This is a genomic window from Treponema sp., assembly GCF_024696245.1.
GTDB lineage: Bacteria > Spirochaetota > Spirochaetia > Treponematales > Treponemataceae > Treponema_D.
In genome coordinates, this window is sequence record NZ_JAILGZ010000006.1 from 35,936 (window position 1) to 58,916 (window position 22,981).

17 protein-coding genes are annotated in these 22,981 nt (G+C 39.1%); 7 read left to right on the top strand and 10 right to left on the bottom strand.

Annotation, left to right across the window (positions count from 1 at the left end; genetic code table 11):
* Nucleotides 1-38 precede the first annotated feature (38 nt).
* Nucleotides 39-941 (top strand): RES family NAD+ phosphorylase, encoded by a 903-nt coding sequence (locus tag K6D58_RS00355; RefSeq protein ID WP_296826391.1) that lies wholly within the window; start codon nucleotides 39-41, stop codon nucleotides 939-941.
* Nucleotides 942-1,051: 110 nt separating this feature from the next.
* The gene (locus tag K6D58_RS00360) at nucleotides 1,052-3,145 is read left to right on the top strand and encodes a DEAD/DEAH box helicase (RefSeq protein ID WP_296826393.1); all 2,094 of its coding nucleotides are present in this window, start codon (nucleotides 1,052-1,054) and stop codon (nucleotides 3,143-3,145) included.
* 8 nt (nucleotides 3,146-3,153) lie between these two features.
* Here K6D58_RS00360 and K6D58_RS00365 read toward each other — a convergent pair whose 3' ends face one another.
* Both K6D58_RS00365 and K6D58_RS00370 read right to left on the bottom strand, forming a co-directional pair.
* Nucleotides 3,154-3,933 carry a cobalamin-dependent protein gene (locus K6D58_RS00365; protein WP_296826395.1) on the bottom strand — a complete coding sequence of 260 codons (780 nt, stop codon included), beginning with the start codon at nucleotides 3,931-3,933 and terminating at the stop codon, nucleotides 3,154-3,156.
* Nucleotides 3,914-5,821, bottom strand: coding sequence for a homocysteine S-methyltransferase family protein (locus tag K6D58_RS00370; protein ID WP_296826397.1), 1,908 nt, complete (start codon nucleotides 5,819-5,821; stop codon nucleotides 3,914-3,916). The genes K6D58_RS00365 and K6D58_RS00370 overlap by 20 nt, the downstream gene beginning before the upstream one ends.
* A gap of 70 nt (nucleotides 5,822-5,891) precedes the next feature.
* On the opposite strand from K6D58_RS00370, the gene K6D58_RS00375 reads away from it, so the two are divergent.
* Nucleotides 5,892-7,271, top strand: coding sequence for an MATE family efflux transporter (locus K6D58_RS00375; RefSeq protein ID WP_296826399.1), 1,380 nt, complete (start codon nucleotides 5,892-5,894; stop codon nucleotides 7,269-7,271).
* Nucleotides 7,272-7,308: 37 nt separating this feature from the next.
* Here K6D58_RS00375 and K6D58_RS00380 read toward each other — a convergent pair whose 3' ends face one another.
* Genes K6D58_RS00380 through K6D58_RS00395 form a run of 4 tightly spaced genes read right to left on the bottom strand, consistent with a single transcriptional unit; the run spans nucleotide 7,309 to nucleotide 11,660 of the window.
* Nucleotides 7,309-7,746: a MarR family winged helix-turn-helix transcriptional regulator gene (locus K6D58_RS00380; protein WP_296826401.1), complete on the bottom strand. Its 438-nt coding sequence runs from the start codon at nucleotides 7,744-7,746 to the stop codon at nucleotides 7,309-7,311.
* Between the two features lie 16 nt (nucleotides 7,747-7,762).
* Complete coding sequence (gene metF, locus K6D58_RS00385; protein WP_296826403.1) at nucleotides 7,763-8,641, bottom strand: methylenetetrahydrofolate reductase [NAD(P)H]; 879 nt, start codon at nucleotides 8,639-8,641, stop codon at nucleotides 7,763-7,765.
* Nucleotides 8,642-8,658: 17 nt separating this feature from the next.
* Nucleotides 8,659-10,194, bottom strand: a complete 1,536-nt coding sequence (locus K6D58_RS00390; protein WP_296826405.1) for a YfaP family protein — start codon at nucleotides 10,192-10,194, stop codon at nucleotides 8,659-8,661.
* 35 nt (nucleotides 10,195-10,229) lie between these two features.
* A complete protein-coding gene (locus tag K6D58_RS00395) occupies nucleotides 10,230-11,660 on the bottom strand; it encodes an NFACT family protein (protein ID WP_296826407.1) in 1,431 nt (476 codons plus the stop codon).
* A gap of 51 nt (nucleotides 11,661-11,711) precedes the next feature.
* Between K6D58_RS00395 and ilvB the strand changes: the two genes are divergently transcribed.
* Nucleotides 11,712-13,451 carry a biosynthetic-type acetolactate synthase large subunit gene (ilvB, locus tag K6D58_RS00400; RefSeq protein WP_296826409.1) on the top strand — a complete coding sequence of 580 codons (1,740 nt, stop codon included), beginning with the start codon at nucleotides 11,712-11,714 and terminating at the stop codon, nucleotides 13,449-13,451.
* Nucleotides 13,452-13,455: 4 nt separating this feature from the next.
* Here the strand turns inward: ilvB and K6D58_RS00405 are convergent, their stop codons facing one another.
* Entirely contained in the window at nucleotides 13,456-14,217 is a 762-nt protein-coding gene (locus K6D58_RS00405; RefSeq protein WP_296826411.1) for an EAL domain-containing protein, read from the bottom strand.
* Nucleotides 14,214-15,479, bottom strand: coding sequence for a PocR ligand-binding domain-containing protein (locus tag K6D58_RS00410; RefSeq protein ID WP_296826413.1), 1,266 nt, complete (start codon nucleotides 15,477-15,479; stop codon nucleotides 14,214-14,216). The genes K6D58_RS00405 and K6D58_RS00410 overlap by 4 nt, the downstream gene beginning before the upstream one ends.
* A gap of 142 nt (nucleotides 15,480-15,621) precedes the next feature.
* On the opposite strand from K6D58_RS00410, the gene K6D58_RS00415 reads away from it, so the two are divergent.
* Together K6D58_RS00415 and K6D58_RS00420 are read left to right on the top strand one after the other, a co-directional pair.
* A complete protein-coding gene (locus tag K6D58_RS00415) occupies nucleotides 15,622-16,461 on the top strand; it encodes a DUF5718 family protein (RefSeq protein WP_296826415.1) in 840 nt (279 codons plus the stop codon).
* The gene (locus K6D58_RS00420; protein WP_296826417.1) at nucleotides 16,462-17,304 is read left to right on the top strand and encodes a TatD family hydrolase; all 843 of its coding nucleotides are present in this window, start codon (nucleotides 16,462-16,464) and stop codon (nucleotides 17,302-17,304) included.
* 15 nt (nucleotides 17,305-17,319) lie between these two features.
* On the opposite strand, the gene K6D58_RS00425 is transcribed toward K6D58_RS00420, so the two are convergent.
* Nucleotides 17,320-19,467, bottom strand: coding sequence for a beta-L-arabinofuranosidase domain-containing protein (locus K6D58_RS00425; RefSeq protein WP_296826419.1), 2,148 nt, complete (start codon nucleotides 19,465-19,467; stop codon nucleotides 17,320-17,322).
* A 5-nt stretch (nucleotides 19,468-19,472) separates the two neighbouring features.
* Nucleotides 19,473-21,494: an excinuclease ABC subunit UvrC gene (gene uvrC, locus K6D58_RS00430; RefSeq protein ID WP_296826421.1), complete on the bottom strand. Its 2,022-nt coding sequence runs from the start codon at nucleotides 21,492-21,494 to the stop codon at nucleotides 19,473-19,475.
* A gap of 26 nt (nucleotides 21,495-21,520) precedes the next feature.
* On the opposite strand from uvrC, the gene K6D58_RS00435 reads away from it, so the two are divergent.
* A complete protein-coding gene (locus K6D58_RS00435) occupies nucleotides 21,521-22,978 on the top strand; it encodes a fibronectin type III domain-containing protein (protein ID WP_296826423.1) in 1,458 nt (485 codons plus the stop codon).
* Nucleotides 22,979-22,981 lie beyond the last annotated feature (3 nt).

Consider the following 22,981-nt stretch of genomic DNA (forward strand, 5'->3'; position numbering starts at 1 on the left):
AGTAAAAGCAGCAAATAAAGAGCACTAAGGAAGATACAATGGCAGAAAATTTTTTTGACAGGAATTTTTATAATACGGCAGCTTTATCTATGGAAGAAATATTTTTAAAATCAGAAAAATCTTCCCAGGACATAAAGCATGTTTTTACTGTGCTTAAAAATTTTGACAGGATGACCATTGCAGAAACTAAAGAATGTTTTATGCAGCTTATGGGTAAGTACAGGGATACTTTCTGCGTAAGAAGTATTGCCAAGGGAGAAGAATTCTTCAGGGCAAGACTGGGCTGTAATAAAGAAAAGGGCAGTATTGGAAAAAAATCCATAGAAGTCCTTACTCCTTATTTTGGTGAACAGATGGAAATCCCACCTACAAGTCTGGCAGGTAAGGGCAGGTTTAACAGGGACGGAGTTGCCTTTTTATACCTGTCTTCCAATGCCCATACCTGTGTCAGTGAACTAAAACTTGATGTAGGCCAGCTCTGCAGTGTATGCCGTTTTATTAACAATAAAAAATATGAATACCTTGACCTTACCCAGCAGGGAAAAAGTCTTTTTGCAGAATTAATAAAAGTTATTCTTTTAAATCCTGTTTATTCAGAAAATAAAAATTACTATCTTTTTACGGAATCCCTTTCTTCCGTTATAAGAAGGCTGGGCTTCAGGGGAATACTTTATCCCAGTACCCAGTCTACTGATGAAAATAATTATAACCTTGTCTGCTTTTATCCTTCTGATTTTTCCTTTGTTGAATATTCAGACCAGCTTTATAAAGTTCAGTCTGTTCAGTATTCAATAGAAGCCATAAAAGAAAGCTTCAGAAACTATGAAGGCTATGAAAAACTCTTAAGCGAAGAAAGTGATACAGAAAAATGCCGCAAGCAGTCCATATTCACTTATATAAAAAAGAAGATATGCTTTGAAAAACGATTGAAGAAAAACTGAAAACATTGTAGTATTTTAGAAAATTTTAGAAAATCATGACAGTCTGTTCCCGTTAGTTATTTTGGGTCATTTACATACGGATTCACACTTTCATGACAAGGGGAATCAGTATGGAAAATACAGAAGAACTTAACCAGGGGATAACTATGCCCCAGGAAGAAATCAATGCAGACATTCAGAACGAAGCTGCAGACACAAATCCGGCCGAAGAAAGTGACGTAATTTCTTTTGAAGATCTTGGCCTTGACCAAATCACACTTGAAGCAATTAAAAAGAAGGGCTTTGTAACACCTTCTCCTATTCAGGTTCTGGCAATACCACGCCTTCTTAACGGTGACTCAAACATTATCGCCAGGGCAAGAACAGGTACTGGTAAAACAGCTGCCTTTGGACTTCCTATTGTTCAGAATATCAGGACAGAAAGTGATCATGTACGTGCAATAATTCTTGAACCGACCCGTGAACTTGCAATGCAGACATGTACAGAAATGACTTCATTTTCTACAGGTCGCTTTCCACGTACAGCAGTAGTTTATGGCGGCGCATCTATGGGTGAACAGATCCGTTCCCTCCGCCGTGGTGTAGAAATTGTAACAGGAACTCCTGGACGTATTCAGGACCTTATGGAACGTGGTGTTCTTGATATCAGTAAAATTGAATATTTCATCCTTGATGAAGGTGATGAAATGCTGGACATGGGATTTGTTGATGATATCGAAAATATTTTTTCCAAGGCAAATCCTGACTGCCGCGTACTTTTATTCAGTGCTACAATTCCAGCTCCAATCCTTAAGATTGCCCAGAAGTTTATGGGTGACTACGAAATCGTAGAAGAAGAAGGTGTTGTAGAAGAACCACTTCTTATTGATCAGAAGTACTGGGTTGTTCGTGATGGTGACAAAATAGAAGCCCTTACCCGTCTTATAGATTATTCTCCTGACTTTTATGGAATTGTTTTTGTTCAGAAAAAGACAGATGCAGATTATGTATGTAAGGCACTTGATGAAAGGGGACTTCAGGTTGCTGCCCTTCATGGAGATATTCCACAGAGTCAGAGAGAAAAGATTCTTGCCCGTTTTAGAAGCGGTAAGACAAGGGTTGTAGTTGCTACAGATGTTGCAGCCAGAGGTATTGATATTGAAGGCCTTACCCATGTTGTAAACTACGATCTTCCTTTTGACGGAGCAACTTATGTTCACAGAATCGGTCGTACAGGAAGAGCCGGCTCCAGCGGTATTGCAGTTACTTTTGTTCGTCCTGAAGAAACAAGGCGTAAGCTTGGCTTCCTTCGCTCAGCTGTAAAGAGAAGTGCAAAGGGAGAAATGACAGAGGGACAGATTCCTTCTGTAGAAGAAGTTATTGAATCCCGCAGAAAGAGACTCTTTGAAGATCTTAAAACTAAGCTTGGCCTTAATGAAGCTGTTAAAGAAAATCCTGCAGAAGAAAAAGCTGCAGATGATAATGAAGAAATAATTCCACTTCCAGAAGGAGTTGAAGTTCCTGCAGAAGCATCTGTAAAAACTCCTCACTTAAGAAAGGGAGATCCTGCTTTTGATATTATGGCAGAAGAACTTTGCAAGGATCAGAATCCTCAGGAAGTTGTAGCATCCCTTCTTTCTGTTGTATACGGAAGCATGCTCAGCAAAAAGCGTTATTCAAAGATTTCTCCTGTAAGTGTAAGGGGCGGACGTAATGACCGTGACAGGGGAGATGATCGCGGAGGCCGTTCAAGAAGAGGTGCTCAGGCAGGAGAAAACCAGATTCGTCTTTACGTACAGATGGGATGGCATGACGGTTATAATCCAAAGAAAATTGCTGACTTCTTCAGTTCCCTTCTTCATATTCACGGAAGGGATGTTGATGCAATTGATATGGCAGATAAATTCTGTCTTCTTAATCTTCCTACAGAAGCTGCAAAAAAAGCTCTTGAGCTTTCCCGTACAGATTCTTCTATTCCTCACATGCATCAGGATTCTAAAAGCGGTGGAGACGATTTTGATTCCCGCAGATCTTCAAGAGGCGGTTATGGAAGAAGAGATGGCTTTAGAGGTTCAAGAGGTCGTGACCGTGACGGAGACAGAGGATTCAGGGGCGGATATGAACGCTCAAGATCATCTTCCCGTGGAAGACCTGGAGTTCACACTTCTACCCAGCGTAACAGCAAGGCAGCTATCTTTAAGAAAGGTGCTGCTAAAGAATACTAAAAATAATTTTATGCAAAGACTTTCTTTGCAACGGCTACAGTTTCCATTGCATCTTTGGAATAAAAGTCTGCATCGATTTTCTTTGCATAATCTTCGGTAAGAACTGCGCCGCCTACAACAATTTTTGTAGTGCGGTTAATCTTGCCAAGTTCCCTTCTTAATGCCTTTATGGTTTCTTCCATGTTGGCAACAGTTGTTGTCATAAGGGCACTTAATCCCACCAGCTGAATGTTGTTATCTATTACCGTTTTTACAACTGTATCTACAGGAACATTTTTTCCAAGGTCAATTACTGTATAGCCGTAGTTTTCAAGCATGGCACGGACAATGTTTTTTCCGATGTCGTGAATATCACCATATACAGTTGCAAGTACCACAGTTCCCTTTGACTGTTCCTTTTGTCCTGAAGCTTCAAGACTTTCCTTAATTTTAGCAAAGCTTGAACTTACAGTATCAGCACTTAAAAGAAGCTGGGGCAGGAATTTTTTTCCTTTTTCAAAATCCTTTCCAACGTTATCAAGGGCTGGAACAATACAGTTGTTAATGATTTCTTCTGCCTTGTGATCCTTAAGAAGAGTTTGAGTAGATGCAGGGGCCTTGTCCTTAAAGCCCTTTTCGATAATTTCTATCAGTTCTGCTTCTTCCGGAATGCTGCTGGTGAGTCTCTGATTATTATCACTGCCTTTATCTTTTGATACTGGACTGTCTGTATTTTGCTTAGGTGCCGGCTTTATAATTGCAGAAGAATCTCCGCTTTTTATTACCGGCTTAATGCGAGGGGCTGCCACCTCCAAGATTAAGGCTCAGGCTGATTGTTCCGTCATTAACGGCATCAACAATTATTTTTTCCTTAGCTTTTGCTGTTGTTGGGTCCAGGGTACCTGTGTATGTCTGAATGTAATCAAGGCAGTTTTCGTCAAAGCAGGCAAGGGATCTGTAAGCCCTGAAAGTGTCCATCATACTCTGGGCTCCAGGGTTAATAATGGCTGCACTTAAACCTGCATCAAGGGCCAGGGTAAAGAATCTTGAGTTTACAATGTCACGGCGTGGAAGTCCAAAAGAAATATTGGATACTCCCAGTACAAACTGAATTCCCTGACTTCCGTATTTTTCTTTTAAAAGCCTGATGGCCTTTACTGTTTCTAAAGCTGTTTTCTGTTCTGAACTAACTGTCAGTGTAAGGGTGTCAATAAAAATATCCCTTACAGGTATTCCATACTTTGCGGCTTCCTTAATTATTTTATCAGCTACAGCAACCCTGCCTTCTGCTTTAGGAGCAATACCTTCTTCATCAATACAAAGGGCTGTAACAGCTCCTCCATATTTTTTAATAAGGGGGAATACCTTATCCATTACTTCCTGTTTTCCATTAACTGAATTAACCAGGGCCTTTCCGTTGTAGTAGCGCAGGGCTTTTTCCAGAACAGGGGCCTCACTTGAGTCCAGCTGCAGGGGAACATTAAAAGTTGACTGTATTGTTTTTACAGCCATGCACATCATTTCTTTTTCATCAATTCCAGGGAGACCTACGTTTACATCAAGGATATGGGCACCGGAATTAATCTGGCTTTCTGCTTCATCAAGAATAAACTGCATGTCTTTATTCTGCAAAGCTTCCTTGCACTTTTTCTTTCCTGTAGGATTTATTCTTTCTCCAATAACTCTTGGACCTGCACTTCCACCAACCTGAAGGCTGGCATTATAAGAAGAAATATAAGTATTTTTCTGTTCAGGATGTTCTGCCTTTACAAAAGATTTTCCTTCAAGATTTTTTACAAGACAGGCAATGTGGTCAGGAGTTGTTCCGCAGCAGCCTCCTAAAATCATAAATCCTCTGGCTGCAATTTCTTTTTGAACGGAAGCAAATTCATCTGCTTCTACTTTAAAGACATCCTTACCGTTAATATTTTCCGGAAGTCCTGCATTAGGTTGAGCAAGAAGAGGCAGACTGGCATACTTTGCAAATTCTTCTGCAAGTTCCAGATCTTCAGAAAGGGAACCTCCGCAGTTAAAGCCGATAATGTCAGGGTGCAGGCTTTCAAGATAGGTTACACAGGTAAGTACATCTGCTCCTGTAAGTGTTCTAAGGTTATTTTGAAAAGTCATGGTTGCTGCAACCGGAAGACTTGTGTTTTCACGAATGGCAAGAATGGCAGCCTTAACTTCGTAAAGGTCACTCATGGTTTCTATTATTGCCAGGTCTGCTCCGTTTTTTTCTGCACAGACAGCAGCATCTTTATATGCTTCATAGGCATCATCAAAAGTAAGGGGACCCATTGGTTCAAGAAGTTTACCTATCTGTCCTGAATCCCAGCTTACAAAGCGGGGAGTCTTGTCTTCTGGATGGGATTTTTTAAATTCTTCAAGAGCTTCTTTTTCCAGCTTGATGCTTTCTGCTATGTACTGGTCTGCAGTCCAGCGGGCCTTTTCTCCTTCCAGCTTTTTTTTGTTTGCTCCAAAGGAATTTGCCGTAAGGACATTTGCACCTGCTTCAAGATATTTAGTATGAATCTCTTTGATAATTTCTGGATGATAAAAGTTAAGGTCTTCTGGAATCTGATAGCTGACAGCCGGATACTTTTGAATCATTGTACCTATGCCGCCGTCAAAGAATATATATTTATTTTCCTTTATTGACTGAGATAAAAAATCCTTAAACTTAATTTCTGTATTCATCCATGGCCTCCGTTCCTGCCTTCAGAATCATAGCATATTATCATTAAGATTTGTAGACATAATTTTTTATATGGGTAGAATTAGGCCTATGAAAACAGAAGAACTGGGCTCAGAAAAATTGCTTCCACTTATGTTCAGGCTTGCCCTGCCGTCCCTTGCATCTTACCTTATTAATATTCTTTACAGTGTAGTTGACCGTGTTTATATAGGTCATCTTTCTTCTACATCTTCTGCTGCCCTTACAGGAGTAGGCTTATGTCTTCCTGTGTTACAGATGATAAGTGCCTTTTCTGCTTTTGCCGGAAGTGGTGGTGCACCTTTATGTGCCATAGAACTGGGAAAAAAAGAAAAGGACCAGTCAGCACAAAATCAGGCTCAGAAAATTTTTACCAATGCATTTTTTCTCCTTATATTATTTTCTGTAATAATAACAATTGCTGTTCTTCTTTTTTATAAGGAATTTTTATTTGCCTTTGGTGCCAGTGAAAATACTTTTCCTTATGCCAGGGATTATCTTTGCATTTACGCCGGAGGAACAATTTTTGTACAGCTTGCCCTTGGCCTTAATCCATTTATAAGCTGTCAGGGTCATGCAAAAACTGCCATGATTTCTGTTTTTATTGGAGCAGTCCTTAATATAGCCCTGGATCCCCTTTTTATTTTTATTCTGGGAATGGGTGTAAAGGGAGCTGCCTGGGCTACAGTAATTTCTCAGGGAATCAGTGCCCTCTGGATATTTTTCTTTTTCTATTCAAAAAACTCCTGTCTTAAAATTAATATGAATATTTTTAAGCCGGACTTTTCTGTAATTATAAAAATTGCTGCCCTGGGAATTTCACCCTTTGTTATGACTATAACGGAAAGTGGAGTTTACGCAGTTTACAATTACGGCCTTCATAAATTTGGTGGTGATTACTATGTAGGTGCCATGACTTTAATTCAGAATGTACAGCTGATTTTATATGTACCTCTTGCAGGTTTCTGTTCAGGAATTCAGCCTTTGATTTCTTATAATTACGGAGCCCTTAAGTATTCAAGAATGAAATTTGTAATTAGCAGAATGCTTTTTATTTCCGGAATTATAGAAGTCCTCCTTGTTTTGTCAGTAAGGCTTTTTTCTAAATACTATATTGGAATTTTTACCAGTGACCGGAACCTTACATCAATTGCAGCTCCAATGCTAAGGTTTTACATACTGGGAATGTATCTTATGTGGATTCAGCATTGTGCCCAGACTGTTTTTGTTGCACTGGGAAAGGCAAAGATTTCTGTTTTTATTGCCTGTCTTAGAAAAATTGTGCTGCTTATTCCACTGGCCTTTATTCTTCCTTATATATTTGGCGTTAAGGCAATTTTCTGTGCTGAACCATGTGCCACTTTCTGTTCTGCAACAACCAGTGCTTTTGTGTTGTTCTTTTTATGTAAAAAAATATGGAAGGAAAATGTGTAAAAAAAAGCGGCAGTTTACATTTAACTGCCGCCTGTAATTATTCAGAAATTGTTCCCAGAATTTTATGAAGTACTTTATAAAGAAGCTGGGCTTCTTCTTTTGAAAGGGCTACGCAGCAGGACATTTTTTCCGGAATGGACTTGGCTCTTTCTATAAGTTCTTCTCCTTTTGGAGTTATCTTTACAATAAGGTTTCGCTCATCATCTTTAGAACGTTCCCTGGTAATAAGTTCCTTTGATTCAAGTTTTTTAAGAAGTGGAGTAAGTGTTCCGGAATCCAGGTAAAGCTTTTGTCCCAGTTCCTTAACATTCATTTTTTTGTATTCCCAGAAAACCATCATTGTAATGTACTGTGTGTAAGTAAGGTCTATATCATCAAGATAAGGCTTGTACTTTCTAATTATTTCCTTAGAGCAGGCATACAGAGGGAAACACAGCTGGTTTTCAAGTTTTAATGAATCATATGTATCAGACATCTATATCCTCCTATAATCAGGCATTAACAGCATCAAATATTTTATCAATATTTTTAACAATGTCAGTAACTACGTCAACCTTGTTCATTGCATAAATGTGAATGCCCCTTATGCCGTTAGAGATAAGGTCGATTATCTGATCAGTAGCGTAAGCAATTCCTGCCTGACGCATAGCCTGAGCATTGTTCTGGAATCTGTCACAAATACTTAAAAGTTTTTCCGGAATATAGGCAGATGAAAGTTTTACCATTCTTTCTACCTGATTTGAATTAACAATAGGCATGATTCCTGCCATTACAGGAAGATGAATGCCTTTTGACTGAAGTCTGTAAAGATAGGAGTAAAGCATGTTATTGTCAAAGAACATCTGTGTTGTAAGAAAATCTACTCCTGCATCTACCTTGTATTTAAGGTTATCAATATCTTCTGAACGGTTTGCACTTTCAGGATGGCCTTCCGGATAGCAGGCTCCACCAACGCAGAATCCTTCTTTTTTAAGAATTGAAACAAGCTGGTTTGCATGCTTAAGGGAATCACAGGTTGCACTTTCTATTGTCTGTCCCTGAGGAACGTCTCCCCTTAAGGCAAGCACGTTTTTGATTCCTGCAGCCTTCATTTTTTCTATATCGCTTTTAATTGTTTCTTCTGTATTGCCTACACAGGTAAGGTGGGCAAGGGCTGGTGTGCCGTTCTGAATAATTTTTTCTGCTATTTCTACAGTGTTGCCTCTTGTAGTCCCACCTGCTCCATAAGTAATGCTCATAAAGTCAGGTTTCAATGAAGAAAGACTTAGTGCTGTATTTACAACATTGTTAAAATTTGCCTGCTGTTTTGGAGGAAATACTTCAAAACTCAGAGTAATTTTTTTTGACTTTAAGATCTCACAGATTTTCATTTTTTAACCCTTTTTAATTATTTTACATTTCCCGGTGTACTCAGAAGCTTGTATTCAACTTCTGCTTCTGTAGAAAGAACCGGCACTTCTTCTTCATATACGGTCAGTGCATCTTCAGATGGAAGCGCTTCATATTTTACGACAGAATCCCCCTCATCTTCAATAAGTGGAACCTCATTTTTTGCTTCTTCTGTCTTATTAAGGGTATTTTCACTTTCGTCCTCAGGGTTTTCATTTTTAACAGAGTTTTCTTCTATAACAGTATCTTCTTCCTTAACTTCAACAGCCTCTACCTTTTCTGCAGGATAATCTTCTTCCGGTTTTTCTTCCATAACAGTTTCTTCCATATTATCTTTCTTTTCTCCGGCATCTTTCTGTTCTTCCTTCATCTGCTTAAGGATTTCATTTCTTTCACTTGTGCGCAAAAGGAATTTGTCAATAAAGGAGTCTGAAGAAACTTCATCAATAACTTCAATTTGATTTTTATTGCTTATATCAAAAACATGCCAGATTGTTCCAGCCTGTCCTTTTTTGATTTTAAAAACCTTGCAGTCTTCTTCATTATTAAAATATACTTTTACACTTGCACCTGAATAAGATAATTCTTCACTGTCATGCTTACCCATGTTGGAAAAATCCTGGATGTAAAATTCATATTTTTCATCTGCCTTAGCTTCCTTAATGGTAATTGTTTCTGGTCCGTAGCCTGTGGCATCATCACGGTCAAGCCTTATGCCGTATTCACTTTTGTTTCCAAAAAATACATGGTGCTTTCCACATATAACATGGCAGTCCAGGTCTTCCGGTTCAAAGCCCCAGTCAAGAATAATTTTTATTCTTTCGTAATCAACTTTTTTAGGAAGTGAAAGCTGAGGACTGTCAGTAATTTTTCCTTCATCAATATTTATTGTTGATTTACCAGGAAGGTATTCTCCATCTTTTGTTACTGTCAGGGAGTGTTCGCCGTCTTCAATTTCTTCCGGCAGGGGAGCGAGTCCTTCTTCTCCTGTAACCAGATCCCAGGTCTGGTCAATGTTAACGTTTGCATCTGCTACCGGCTCTCCGCTGTCACTGTCCCTTATAGAAAGCTGGGGCAGATCTTTTACAGGAGGAACTTCTTCTTCTGGAGTGATTTCCGGAGGAACTTCTTCTACCGGTTCTTCTGTAAGAGGAGCTGGCTCTTCAGTTTTTTCTTCCACAGGGGCAGCCTTATTTTCTGCTTCTACAGGATTTATATCCTTACATCTCCAGAAATCCTTAAGCTTAAGACGTTTTACTGTTTTGCTTGAGTAAAGCTGGTTTTTAAATTCTTCTATATCTTCCTGACTTGAACACTGACCCTTTACAAGTACACGGTAAAAAGTCATTTCTTCATTGCTGATTGTTTTTTTATACTGGCTTATAATTGTTTCTAAATTTTCTTCATTAAGGCTTTTTGCTGTTGATTCTGCACTTTCCCTTACAAGAAAAGATGCAACACATATATACAGGTCTTCCGCCATCAGTGAAGCAGAAATTAAAAGGCAAAGGCTAAGTAAAAATAATTTTTTCATTTTTTCCTCTTATATAAAATTATAACATGAAAAATTTACAATGTTGAAAATTTTTCCACTTCGTCCAGTTTTCTCAATTTTTCTTCATCCAGTTTTACCAGAAGATTTTTTTCGTTTGTAGGAAGAACCAGACCCTTAGGACCATTCTTAGCCCTTCTTAAATGTTTTACCTGAGTGTAGTAAAGGTCAGCCTGTCCGTTTTTTCTTGCCTTGGAATGCCATACAGCAAGATTGCCTGCGTAAAGCATTGTTTCAAGGGGGTAGGATTTACCGCTTCTTGCCTTTATAAAAACATAGCCTCCTGCAAAATCCCTGGTATGCATCCATAAATCATTTCCCTTTACATAGTGTCTTAAAAGATCATCGTTTTCGTTTGCAGTTCTTCCAACCATTATTGTCCAGCCGTCAAGTTCATAATGAAGGCCGGGATGAGCTTTTTCTGCTTTCTGTTTAGGTGCCGTATCTTTTCTAAGCAGCTGTTCCAGCTTAAGTACATTTTTTTCTTTAAGCATGGCATTGTATTCCGCTTCAATTTCTTCAATACTGCGGCGGCTCATTTCTATGTCATGTTCCAGAGCTTCAAGACCTGATCTTGCTTTTTTATACTGGTCATAATAGATGCCTGCATTTTCCTGAGGACTTATATCAGGGTTTATACGGATGCAGACTTCCTTGCCGCTTTCATAGTCTGTACATGTAAGGCTTGAGCCATTTATCTGAGACTGAAAGGCAAGAATTAAATCACCTGTATGCTTAAGCCTGTCTGCATTTTCAAATTGCTCTTTTTTTGCAAGAAGATTTTCCAGGGCGGCAGTCATTTTGCTGTGTTTAACGTTAAACCATTTTTCTGCCTGAGCTAAAAGACTTTCCCTGGACAGGGCCTGGGCATGTTCAGTGTAGTATTCGTCAATAAAAGAATTAAAGGGCTGAGCTTTATCACCTTGAGGATATTCCCTTACAGGAAACTTTTTAAGGCTTTCTTCTTTTTCTTCATCAGAAATTTCTTTTTCTTCAGGACAGAATGTGCCCCCGCTTACTTCTCCCTTTTTAGGACGGCGGTACATACAGTCAAGAATCTTTCCTTCCTCATCCGTTACAATTACATTTGCCGCTCCGCTCCACAGCCTTATATAAAGATAAAGCCTTTCTTTCCAGGTAGACACATCCATTTTTACAATACGGTCAAGGCCGGTCTGGTAAATCTTATTGATTCTCATTCCCTGAACCCTGGATTTAAGGAATTCATTAAAACGCAGTGGTTTTGTGTTTTTAGGGAATTTTGCCTGAGTAATGTTAAGCCTGCAGGAAGAAGGGGTAGTGCATATAAGCATGTTGAATACGTCCCCCTTGTTAACGATTCTAAAGCCCAGGGTTTCAAAACCGGTCTGGGTTATTTCCTGAATAAAGGCGCCTTCTGCATTGATTTCACTTAAAATAATATTAATTTCATTACAATTTAATGACATATAAAATATTATGGTAGAAAAAAAATTTTATCTCAAGTAAACTATGACATTATGATAAAAGCAAACGGATCTCAGATTATTACAAAGTTACTTGAACTTGAAGGAATTGAAACTGTTGCAGGTATTCCTGGTGGTTCCATTCTTCCTCTTTATGATGAATTAAACAGAAGCAATATCAAGCATATTCTGGTCCGTCACGAACAGGCTGCAGGATTTATTGCTCAGGGTATGACACGTTCTACTGGTAAGGCAGCCGTCTGCATGGCTACAAGCGGACCTGGTGCAATGAACCTTCTTACAGCAATTGCAGATGCCCGCTGTGACTCAGTGCCTGTTGTTGCTTTTACAGGTCAGGTAAATACTTCCCTTATTGGAACAGATGCTTTTCAGGAAGCAGATACATTCGGACTCAGTTTTCCTATAACAAAACACAGCATGATGGTTAAGGATGCCCTTGAACTTCTTGAAGCTGTACCTAAGGCATTTCAGATTGCCACCAGCGGAAGACCGGGACCTGTTCTTATTGATGTTCCAAGAGATGTTCAGACTCAGGTTGTTGAATTTGAAAACTGGCCTGACCTTTCAAAGACAAAGAAAGCTTCCGTAAAAATTAAGTTTGAAACTCCGGAAGAAGACGCAGAAAAAAATGCTGAACTTATGGCTGATGCCCTTCTTAATTCAAGACACCCTGTTCTCTATATTGGTGGTGGCTGTAATGACGAAAAGGCATCTTCAGAAATAAAGAAATTCCTTAAGGTAATGGACGCTGCTGTTGTAACAAGCCTTATGGGTATTGGTGCAGTTCCACGTTCTGCTTCAAATAATTTTGGTATGGTTGGAATGCATGGAAGTTATGCTGCCAACAAGGCAATTCACGATGCAGATATTGTTCTTGCTCTTGGAGTACGTTTTGATGACAGGGCAACTGGTGCAATTGCAAAATTCTGTCCTGATGCAAAAATCCTTCATATTGATATTGATGCAGCAGAAATCAACAAGATTCTTCCATCATGCATTTCTATTGTTGCAGATGTTAAAAAAGCCCTTCCGCTTCTTGTAAAGAAAATTGAATCTGTAAAAAATACTCCTGAACTTGGTGAATGCAAAATCGCAAGATACCAGTGGCTTGGAGAACTTGAAGAAGTCTTTAAGTCTACAGAAAGCCTTGAACTTGGCCGTCCGGAAGGACTTGAAGGTGTAAATCCAAGAGCCTTCATTAAATCCATTCCTGAAGCAGCTGCAAAGGCAGGTGTAAGGGAAGATCAGATTATTGTAACAACAGACGTAGGTCAGCATCAGATGTGGAGTGCCCAGTATTATCCTGTTGAACATGCCCGTCAGTTCCTTACCTCTGGTTCTCTTGGAACAATGGGCTTTGGACTTCCTGTAGCTTTAGGTGCTTCCCTTGCAAATCCGGAAAAAAGGGTTGTATGTATTTCCGGCGACGGTTCAATTCTTATGAACATTCAGGAAATGGCAACTCTTGCTGAACAGAATCTTAATGTAACTGTATTTGTTTTTCAGAATGGTTCCCTGGGTATGGTTCGCCAGCAGCAGGAATATCTCTTTAAGAAAAACTACAGTGCAAGTATTTTTGATAAAGTTCCTGATTTTCTTACTGTAGCAGCAGGTTTTGGAATTGATGCCATTGATGCCGTAAAAGATGACAAATGGTATGAAAAGGCATTTACCCCTGGACCACATTTTGTAAAGATTGATATTTCAATGTCAGAAAATGTACTTCCTTTTGTAAAGGCAGGTTCTGCAAATATTGATGCAATAAGAAACTGACAGCTTAAATCTCTGTAAGCCTTCTGCGGAATTCTGCAGGGGGCAGGGGTTTATCAAAGAAGAAACCCTGAGCCAGGTAACATTTGTTTTCTTTAAGAAGACGTACCTGCTCAATGGTTTCTACGCCTTCCACAATACAGTCCAGACCCAGGTCTCTTGCCATAGAAATAAGATGACGGAAGATAGTGTGCTGGCGGTAATCTGAATCACTTTTAGGAACAAAGCTCTTGTCAATTTTAATAACGTTCCATGGAAGTGCCCTGATAAGGTTCATTGAAGAATAGCCGATTCCAAAATCATCAACAGAAGTTGTAATTCCTTCCATACTTAATCCTATCAGGAGTTTTTTTAGCTCTTCATAATTTACTTCAGTAGTACTTTCCAGAAGTTCAAACTCTATATACTGATGGGGAATCCTGTATTTATCAATCGTAGAAATAAGTCTTTTTAAAAGACTTTCATCCATTTTGTGACAGCGGGACAGGTTTACTGAAGTTTTTACAACATTAAGTTTGTCATCCAGCCACCTGCGGATATCTTTACAAATATGTTCCAGAAGGTAAAAGTCAAATTCACCAATTTCATTCATTTTTTCCAGCTGGGGAATAAAGAGGTCAGGACCAATAAGTTTGCCGTTATGCATCCAGCGGCAGAGGGCTTCTGCTCCAGCAAGATTATATCTGTGAAGTGAAACTTTAGGCTGATAGTAAACAATGAACTCTTCGTTGTTCATTGCTTCCTTTATCATTTCTGGACTTATGTTCATATTTCTTCACCTCCTGCATCAAGCTGAGGTATTTCTATAGTGACAAGCAGATTTTTTTCCTGATTTCTTTCTATGGAAAAAGTTCCGCTGAGCTGGTGAATGAGCATGTAAACTAAAGGCAGTCCCATATCATTAATTATTTTGTGAACAAGAAAAGCCTTTGAGCCTGTAAGAAAGTAATCCGTAATGAATTTAATTTCTTCATCAGAGGTCCGGCTTTTTTCATTTATAATTTTTATTTTAAGTATGGAAGCGTAACTTTGTTTTTTTGCAGAAATATCCAGTTTTACTTTTGACCCCTTTGCCTGAATAAATGCGTTCTGACAAAGTTTGTAAATAATCTGGGATAATCTTGTTACGTCTCCAAGAAGCATTTCCGGAACACTTTCATCAAGGTTGAATTCAAAATCTGTGTCTTTTGTTGTACAGGTCTTTTTTATGCTGCCGGCAGTAATGTTAAAGTCCAGGGAAGGTGAATAAACTTTTTCGTAAAGTGAGGCCCTTCCTTCTGCTTCTTCAATAAAGGTCATTGAGTCTGCAACAATGGAATAAAGTTCTGTCCCCTGTTCTGCAATTTCTGAAATTCTGCTTCTGGCTTTTTCTACATCATCCATGCGGGAAATGAGGGAAATATCTTTTGTCCAGCGTTTAATGGACTCTTCCATTTTACGGGCCATCTCTGAAACAAAGAGGGCCTGGGCTTTGGAAGCCTTTTCCATCATTTTTGTATTTTGTACTGTATTGAAATTTTTAAGGGCCATGGTAGAAATAAGCCCTGCCAGTTCACTTAAAAATTCTGCGGCTCTTGCTACTTCCCTGGGGTTTTTTATTTTTGTATTTTCAGCTTCCCTTACATATTCATCAGGATCAAGACCAAGACGGAGGGCCCTTCTTCTAAGAAGGGTTTCATCCAGTTTAGCCGGGCGAACCTGACCACCGATAAAGCAGCCTGCAAATTCATCATTTACTGTTATTGGAGCTGCACATTCAACCATACCTGCATGACAGGTGTAAACTGAAACTTTACCGTCCTTAATAGCCTTAAGGGTTCCTTTTTTATCGCAAAGCTGGCAAAGATTGTTCCCCAGTTCTGATTTTCTATTTAAATTAAAGCAGAACTTTGTAAATCCGCTTCCTTTTGTAATGGGAACACCTTCAGTATCAGTAATTATGGAAGCAATTCCAGTAAAACGTGAAAATCCTTCCTGTATTTTCTGCAGAGTACTTTTGTCTATCAAGTCAGTAAGTTTTATACCAGGCATAATACTTTTTACTATCCTTTAAATTATATAGTAGAAAAAGACAAAATAAAAGTAAAAAAAGGAATCTTTAAAAAAATACATGCTTTTCTATATTTTAAAATAAGTTTAAAGTATTCGTGAAAAATAAAGGAAAGAGGTTTTTATGACTATTGATTTAAAAGATGCTGCATGTTTTGGAGTAGCAGGAAATTTTACAGGACATCTTGAGCAGGCTGGAGAAGCTGCAGATTTTAAAAATGTAAAGACAGCAGAAGCGTCAGCTCCAAAGGCTCTTTTTCCAACATATATACCACAGGCTAAAGATAATGTGCCTTTGTTTTTAGGAAAGTTTCCTTTTGACAGTAAAACAATTATATTCCCTGAGGGAGAAGAAAAAATCCAGATTGAACCTGAATGCGGAATAGTTTTTAATGCACAATGGAAGGACGGGCTTCTTCTTTCTTTAAAGCCTCTTGCCTTTGGTGCATCCAATGACTGTTCCATAAGAAAGGCTGGTGCTAAAAAAATATCTGAGAAAAAAAACTGGGGTCAGTGTTCAAAAGGTTTTTCCGATTCCCTTATTGAATTAAAGGATTTTTCATCAGAGTCTATAATTGATTCCTACAGAATTGCCAGCTTTCTTGTAAGGGATGGAAAAGTTTATGACTATGGTGAAGATTCCGCTGTAAGGGATTATTCCTATGTTTATGAAAAACTTATTTCCTGGATTATAGACAGACTTAATAATCAGAAGAATGAAGGCCCTGCAGAAGACATTAATTCCTATGCAGCTTCTGCCTTATGGCCTGAGAAAATTTTTGTTTCCATAGGAGCAACCCGCTACACTGAATTTGGTGAAAAGAATTTTTTACAGAACGGAGACACAGCAGCTGTAGTTTTATATCCTGAAGATAAATATTCCCACCAGGATATTGTAAAGGCTGTAGAAAATAATTCTTTTGGTCAGGGAATAAGTGCCCTTTGTCAGAAGGTGGTTGTCTGAATGTACAGCGATACACATTTTCATTTTCACTATCAGGCAGAAAAAGAAGGACTTGAGACTGCTGCAAATGTTCTTGCTGAAATGGCAGATAATAATGTTTTTTTTGGAATGGACATTGGAACTGACTGCAGGGACCTTATTAAACGCAGGGATATAGTTTTACAAACTCTTGAATATCTTGATGAAGACAGAAGAAAAAAAGCACAGGCCTTTATGCATTTTTCTGCCGGAATCTGGCCTGATGAAGAATCCATTGCAGACAGATATAAGTGCATGGAAGAACTTCAAAATCAGATTAAGGCCTTTAAAGAAGATGGTGGTATTTTTTCTGACAGACTTGCAGCCATAGGTGAAGGGGGACTGGATCATCACTGGGATGCCCATCCTTATGAAGGTGAACTTTTTGAAATGCAGCTGGCCCTTGCAAAAAAAATGGACCTGCCTTTTGTAGTTCACTCAAGGGATGCTTACCAGGATACTTATGCCTGTATAAAAAATGCCGGCTGGAATAAGGGAATCATTCACTGTTATTCCTATGGACTTGAAGAAGCAAAGGCTTTTCTTAATCTTGGCTGGTATATCAGTTTAAGTGGAAGCGTAACCTATACTAAAAAAAGCAAAATGGAAGATATGAAAAAACTTCTTGCATATATTCCTGATGACAGGATTCTTTTAGAAACAGATTCACCCTATCTTGCACCTGTTCCAATGAGGGGAAATCCAAACAATCCTAATTTTGTAAAATACACTTACGCCTTTGTTGCAGACAGCCGTAATGTAAGTCCTGAAGAACTTTCAGATCTGGTTGACTGCAACATAAAGAAACTCTTTAACCTTAAATAAGTCCTTGCTGATATTTTAATCTGCGGAACGGATTTCAAGAATTTTAAGATTCTCTTCTGTTCCGCAGATTTCTATTTTTAATTCTTTATCACTTCCGGCATTCTGCTTAACTTCAAGATAAATATCCTTAAGGCGGCTTTCGTTTACTCTCGGATGATTTATTTCTGTAAGAAGCTGTCCATTACATTTAACAATTGCAGACAGGGAATCTTTTTCAAAAACAGTAATGATAATTTTTTTACCGGCCTTTATTTTATAAGAGAAGTGTGATAAAGGTCCCCTGCATTTTCTAAAGCTTTTGTCTGCTTCTCCAATGTAGCCGCTTTCCGTATCTTCTGATTCAAAACCGTGTTCGATTTCGCTTTGCTGTCTTCCGCATTCAATATAGTCCAGGCTGATTTCTTCCAGCTCTTTAAGTCTTTTGTCTCCTGGTGTCATGCCGTTATTAAAGTAAACAGAGTACCAGCGGTGGTGAAGGTTAAAGAAAGGTATCAGCCTTATGTCTTTTTTATCACTTGAGTCCTTACCTGGAAGAGTAAAAATAAGATTACTGCTGTCAGTACTTTTTATATCCTTAAGCAGCACTTCTTTTTTTACACTTATGTAAGGAGTTTCCATTGCCCTTGTATTCATGTAGACCAGCTGGCTGTCAGTAATATCCTGAGGAAGATTTTTATTACCCCAGTCTGCTGCAAGAAGAAGAGGACCGTAAAAAATACTGAAGTTTGTAGAGCCGTCTTTTGTATCACGGAGACTGAGCTTCATGGACAGGTCAACTATATATTCATTTTGATCAGGATTTATTTTTACATAGCCCTGGCTGTCTGAGTCAGGATTTTTATTCCACCAGGGACTTCTAACTTTTAAAGAAAGAGCTTTTTCTCCCCTGGAAAGAATTTTTATTACCGCCTGCTGTCCGTAAGGAAAGTCCGTTTCTATTTTTATTTTCCATCCGTCTTTTTCCCAGCATGAAGGAATAAAAAGATTTATGTAAAGGCTGTCATTTATTTCTTCATAAATAAAGCGGTTATATCTGGCGGGGTTTTCCATACCTGTTCCCGTACAGCACCAGAAGGAATTTTCTTTTGAGCAGTATACTTTAAAGAAACCGCTGAGCATTGAAACAAAATAGGTTTTTGCACCGCTGGCAGGATCCTGAGAAGCCAGTATGTGGTTGTAAAGTGCCCTTTCATAAAAGTCTGCAACTTTAGAAGAAGGATTCCACTTAAAAATATAGCAGGCAAGTTCCAGCATGTTGTAGGTGTTGCAGGTTTCTGTGGTATCTCTCGCAAGCCTTTCATCATATTCCCTGCCAAAGTGTTCACTTACAGAGTTTCCTCCGTTTGCATAACTTCTTTTTTCCGTAACGGTTTTAAAGAAAAATTCTGCAGCCCTTTTATATTCTTCTTTTTTTGTAAGGTCATAAAGTTTTGCAAGACCTATGATTTTAGGAATCTGGGTATTTGCATGATATCCCTGAAGCTGGTCTTTTTCTTCTGACAGGGGAATAAATATTTCTTTGTGAATAAAACGTTCTGCTTCATCAAGATATTTTTTTTCTCCTGTAATTTCATACATGTCTGCAAATACCTTGCACATACCTCCATGTTCACAGGTAAGCATTTTCTGAAACTCATCTTCTGTCATTGCTGAAGTGCCCTTAATGGTCCAGTCGCACATGGCTTTTACGATTGCAAGTGCATCTTCATTAGCAGCCAGCCTGTATGCATCAATAAGCCCTGCAAAAATTTTATGTACTGAATACCAGGGAACCCACCAGTCTCCAAGATTAAAGCGTTCTACCTTAAAGTTTCCCTTTCCGTAAAAAACTTTTTCAAAAGGTTCAGAGGGAATGCCTCCAAAATAGCCGTCTTTTCTCTGAAGGGATTTTATTATTGAAACCGTGTAATCCAGATTTTTTTTAGCTTCATCACTGTTTGTTGAATCAATGAAGGCAGACAGGGCGCTTAAATAATGACCAAGGGAGTGTCCCTGAATCTCCATACTTTCCCATCCGCCATAAGAAGGAGCAGGAGCTGTTTTCCCTAAAGCCGTATAGCAGGGAGAAAGAAGTCTGTCAGGATTATAGTCCAGTACATACTTAAGACCCAGCTGCCGGGATTTTTCAAAGAGACTGTCTTTTGTAAGTTTTGCTCCATTCATTTTTTTTACTCCTTTTGTGAACTGTTATCTTCTGCTGCCATAAGCTGGCCGGAAGCCATTTGTGCCAGAAGCTGATTTCTTTTGGATCTTGCTGCCTTTTCTTTTGTAGTTCCAGGCAGGTCTAAAGAAAGCATTTCCTTTTCCTTAACTTCTTTTTGTTTTTCATAAAGATTCTTTGCTGAAGTAAGAATCATGGAGGCCTTGCCTGCATCTACATTAAGAAGCATTGCAATTTCGCTTTCACTGGCGGCACACATTTTTTCAAGGCTGCCGTATTTTTTCATCAGCAGCTTGTCCCTTTCTTTTCCGATTCCATTTATTTTTATAAACGGAGTAACTGTGTTTTCCTTTGTTCTCAGTTCCTGGTTACGGCTGGTGGCAAAACGGTGGGTTTCATCCCTGACCCTTTGTAAAAGCCGTAAGGCATCGCTTCTTTTAGGAAGACATACTGGAGAAGAAGTGTGGGGTCTCCATATTTCTTCATCCCTTTTTGCAAGACCTGCAATAGGAATATCCAGTCCTATGCTTTTTAAAACCCCGTCAACTGCATTAACCTGACCTATACCACCGTCAATAAGAATAAGGTCCGGCAGTTCCTTTTTTTCATTTAAAAGTCTGGTGTAGCGTCTTGTTGTAGCTTCCCTCATGGACTGAAAGTCATCAATAAGTCCGTCTGTAGTTTTAAGCCTGAAGTATCTGTAGTTTTTTTTGTCAGGATTACCCCGGTAAAAACTGATAAGGGAGGCCACAGGAAATTTTCCACCGATATGGGCAATATCAAAGCCTTCAATTCTTTCCGGCAGTTTAGGCAGACCAAGAACTTTCTGCAGTTCTTCCATGGCAGGGTAGTCACCCCTTTCCCTCATACGCCTGATAATATCTTCGTGGGCATTCTGTCTTGCCATATCAAGGGAGGCCCTGTGTATTCCGGGAACAGATTTTGCACTGCCATAGTTTATAATGGAAGTAATTTTTCCAAAGCTGTCATCAAGAAAATGCTGAATGTTTTTAATTTCTTCTATAAATAAGGCTGTTTTTTCTTCATCTGCAAAAACTGAATCAATATAGATTGCAGGAGGAATGGATTCTTTTTCTGTGTAAAAGGCACTCATAAATTCAGGAAAAATTTCAGTGTCTTCGTTTAAGGATATGGTCCTGTAATTGTCCCTTCCTAAAAGCTTTCCTTCCCTGATTTTAAGAACGGTAAAGCTTATAAGTTCTCCCTCCCTCCAGCTGGAAATATAATCCCTGTCATCACCGGCAAAGGATTCTACGGAATTCTGATTCTGGAGTATGCTTAAGGCCCTTATTCCGTCCCTGAGTCTGGCAGCTTTTTCAAAGTTAAGGTTTTTAGCAGCTTCCTTCATCTGTAACTGGAGTTTTTTGAGAGTTTCTTCCCCTTTGTTCTCAAGTAGGGAAGTTATTTCTTCGATAAATTCAGTATAGGTGGATTGTTTTACTTCTCTTGAACAGGGGGCAAGACATCTGCCTATGTGATAATACATGCAGGGTGAGGATTTTTCCTTAAAGCTTTTGCAGTGACGCAGGGGATAGATTTCATAGAGGGTTTCTATAAAGGTATCCAGGGCACTTGCATCAGGGAAAGGTCCAAAGTAAACGGATCCGTCATGAATAACCTGCCTGGTTTTAAAAATCCTGGGGTATTTTTCCTTAGTGATTCTTAATACAGGGTAAGATTTACCGTCTTTAAGGTTGATATTGTAACGGGGCGTATACTTTTTTATGAGGTTGTTTTCCAGAAGAAAAGCTTCATATTCATTATTTGTTGTTATGTATTCTATGCTGCGGGCATTGCTTATGAGGAGCCTGGTTTTTATATCCTTGTTTCCGCTGAAATAAGAAGAGAGTCTGTTTTTCAGATTTTTTGCTTTGCCTACATAAATGACAGTTTCTGCTTTATTGCGCCACATATAGACACCGCTTTGTTTTGGTGCCTTAAGTGCCGTCTGATGAAGTATTTCTCTGGGTGAGAGGTTTTTTTGTGATGAGGACAAAAGGTCATTCATTTATAGTAATTGTATCATTTCTGACTATGGCTTTCATAGTGCCTGCTCTTTTTGCTGAAGAAAAAATTATGACTTTAGGCGGAAAAGAAGGCTGGCCTGTGCTTTCCAGAAAGGACGGGGTTGTAATAGATAAAGGCCGTTTTGGTTATGATGCCGTAAAGCTTGATACCAACAGCCGCAAGGTTTCCCTTATGTCAGACCTGCTTCTGGATTTTGAAGAAGACAGTCCGGAAGATTTATGCGGTAACTATGAGGTAATCCTTAATGAAGTAACACCTGCTTCCCGCTGTAAGATGGGTAAAAGGGGAGGCCTTATAAGGGAAAACAATGGTCTCCGCCTCAGGGGAAAAAAAGGCTCTCTTTTTGGAAGTGAAAATGCAACAGGTTCCTTTGAACTTGAATTCTGGCTCTATCCTTTTGTAGCAGAAAATGGAGAAATTGTTTTTTCATGGCGTTCATCCCGTACAGTTGCCGGCTATCCTCTCTATCAGATTATCCGTGCCAGTTTTTACGGCAACAGGCTGCAGTGGGTATTTACCAATGTATTTGACGGCTATGTAGACAATTCCGGAGAAATCAGTATTTCCAGTTACAGGACAATTATTCCAAATACCTGGGCTCATCATTCAATCAGCTACAATCAGGATACTGGCCTTCTTGAATACAGAATCAATGGTGAACTTGAATCCCTTAAGTACCTTACTTCTACAGGTAAGGAAAGCGGCGGTTCCGTTTATATGTTCCAGACTGGTGTTACTGCAGATATAGATATCTGCCCCCAGTTTTCTGGAGTAATTGACGACTTTCATATTTCCCGTCAGGCAGCTTCAGAAATCGACCCTGAATTAAATTATGATACTTACAGAAAGGAAGGGGGACGTTTTGAAACTCAGCCTATCCTTATTTCTTCCTGTGCCAGACTTACAAAAATAAGTGTTCTTGCAGATATTCCGGAGCAGACAGATGTAGTTTACTTTGTAAGAAGCGGTGATAATATTTTCAGCTGGGACGAAAACTACCCTGAATGGATTCCTGTAAAAAATAATGAAGAAATATCAAATGTAAGCGGTCTTTATTTTCAGCTTGCTGCAGATCTTTACAGTGACGGTGGGGGACAGCATTCTCCTGTAGTTACCCAGATGGACCTTTATTACACGGAAACTCCTCCTCCTCTTCCACCTTTTAGTGTAAAAGCCCAGCCTTCTGACGAAAGTGTTACTTTAACCTGGAGCTATTCAATTGATAACAACGCCGGGGGCTATTATGTTTATTATGGAGAGCGTCCTGGAGAATATCTGGGAAGGGAAGCTGCAGAAGGTCCTTCACCTGTAAATGCCGGAAATCAGAATTCCATAACAATTACGGGGCTTAAAAACGGCAAGATTTATTATTTTGCTGTGGCAGCTTATTCAAAGATGGATTCAAGAATTATGGGTGATCTTTCTAAAGAAGTTTATGCGAGACCCCTTAAATATAAGAAATAAGGT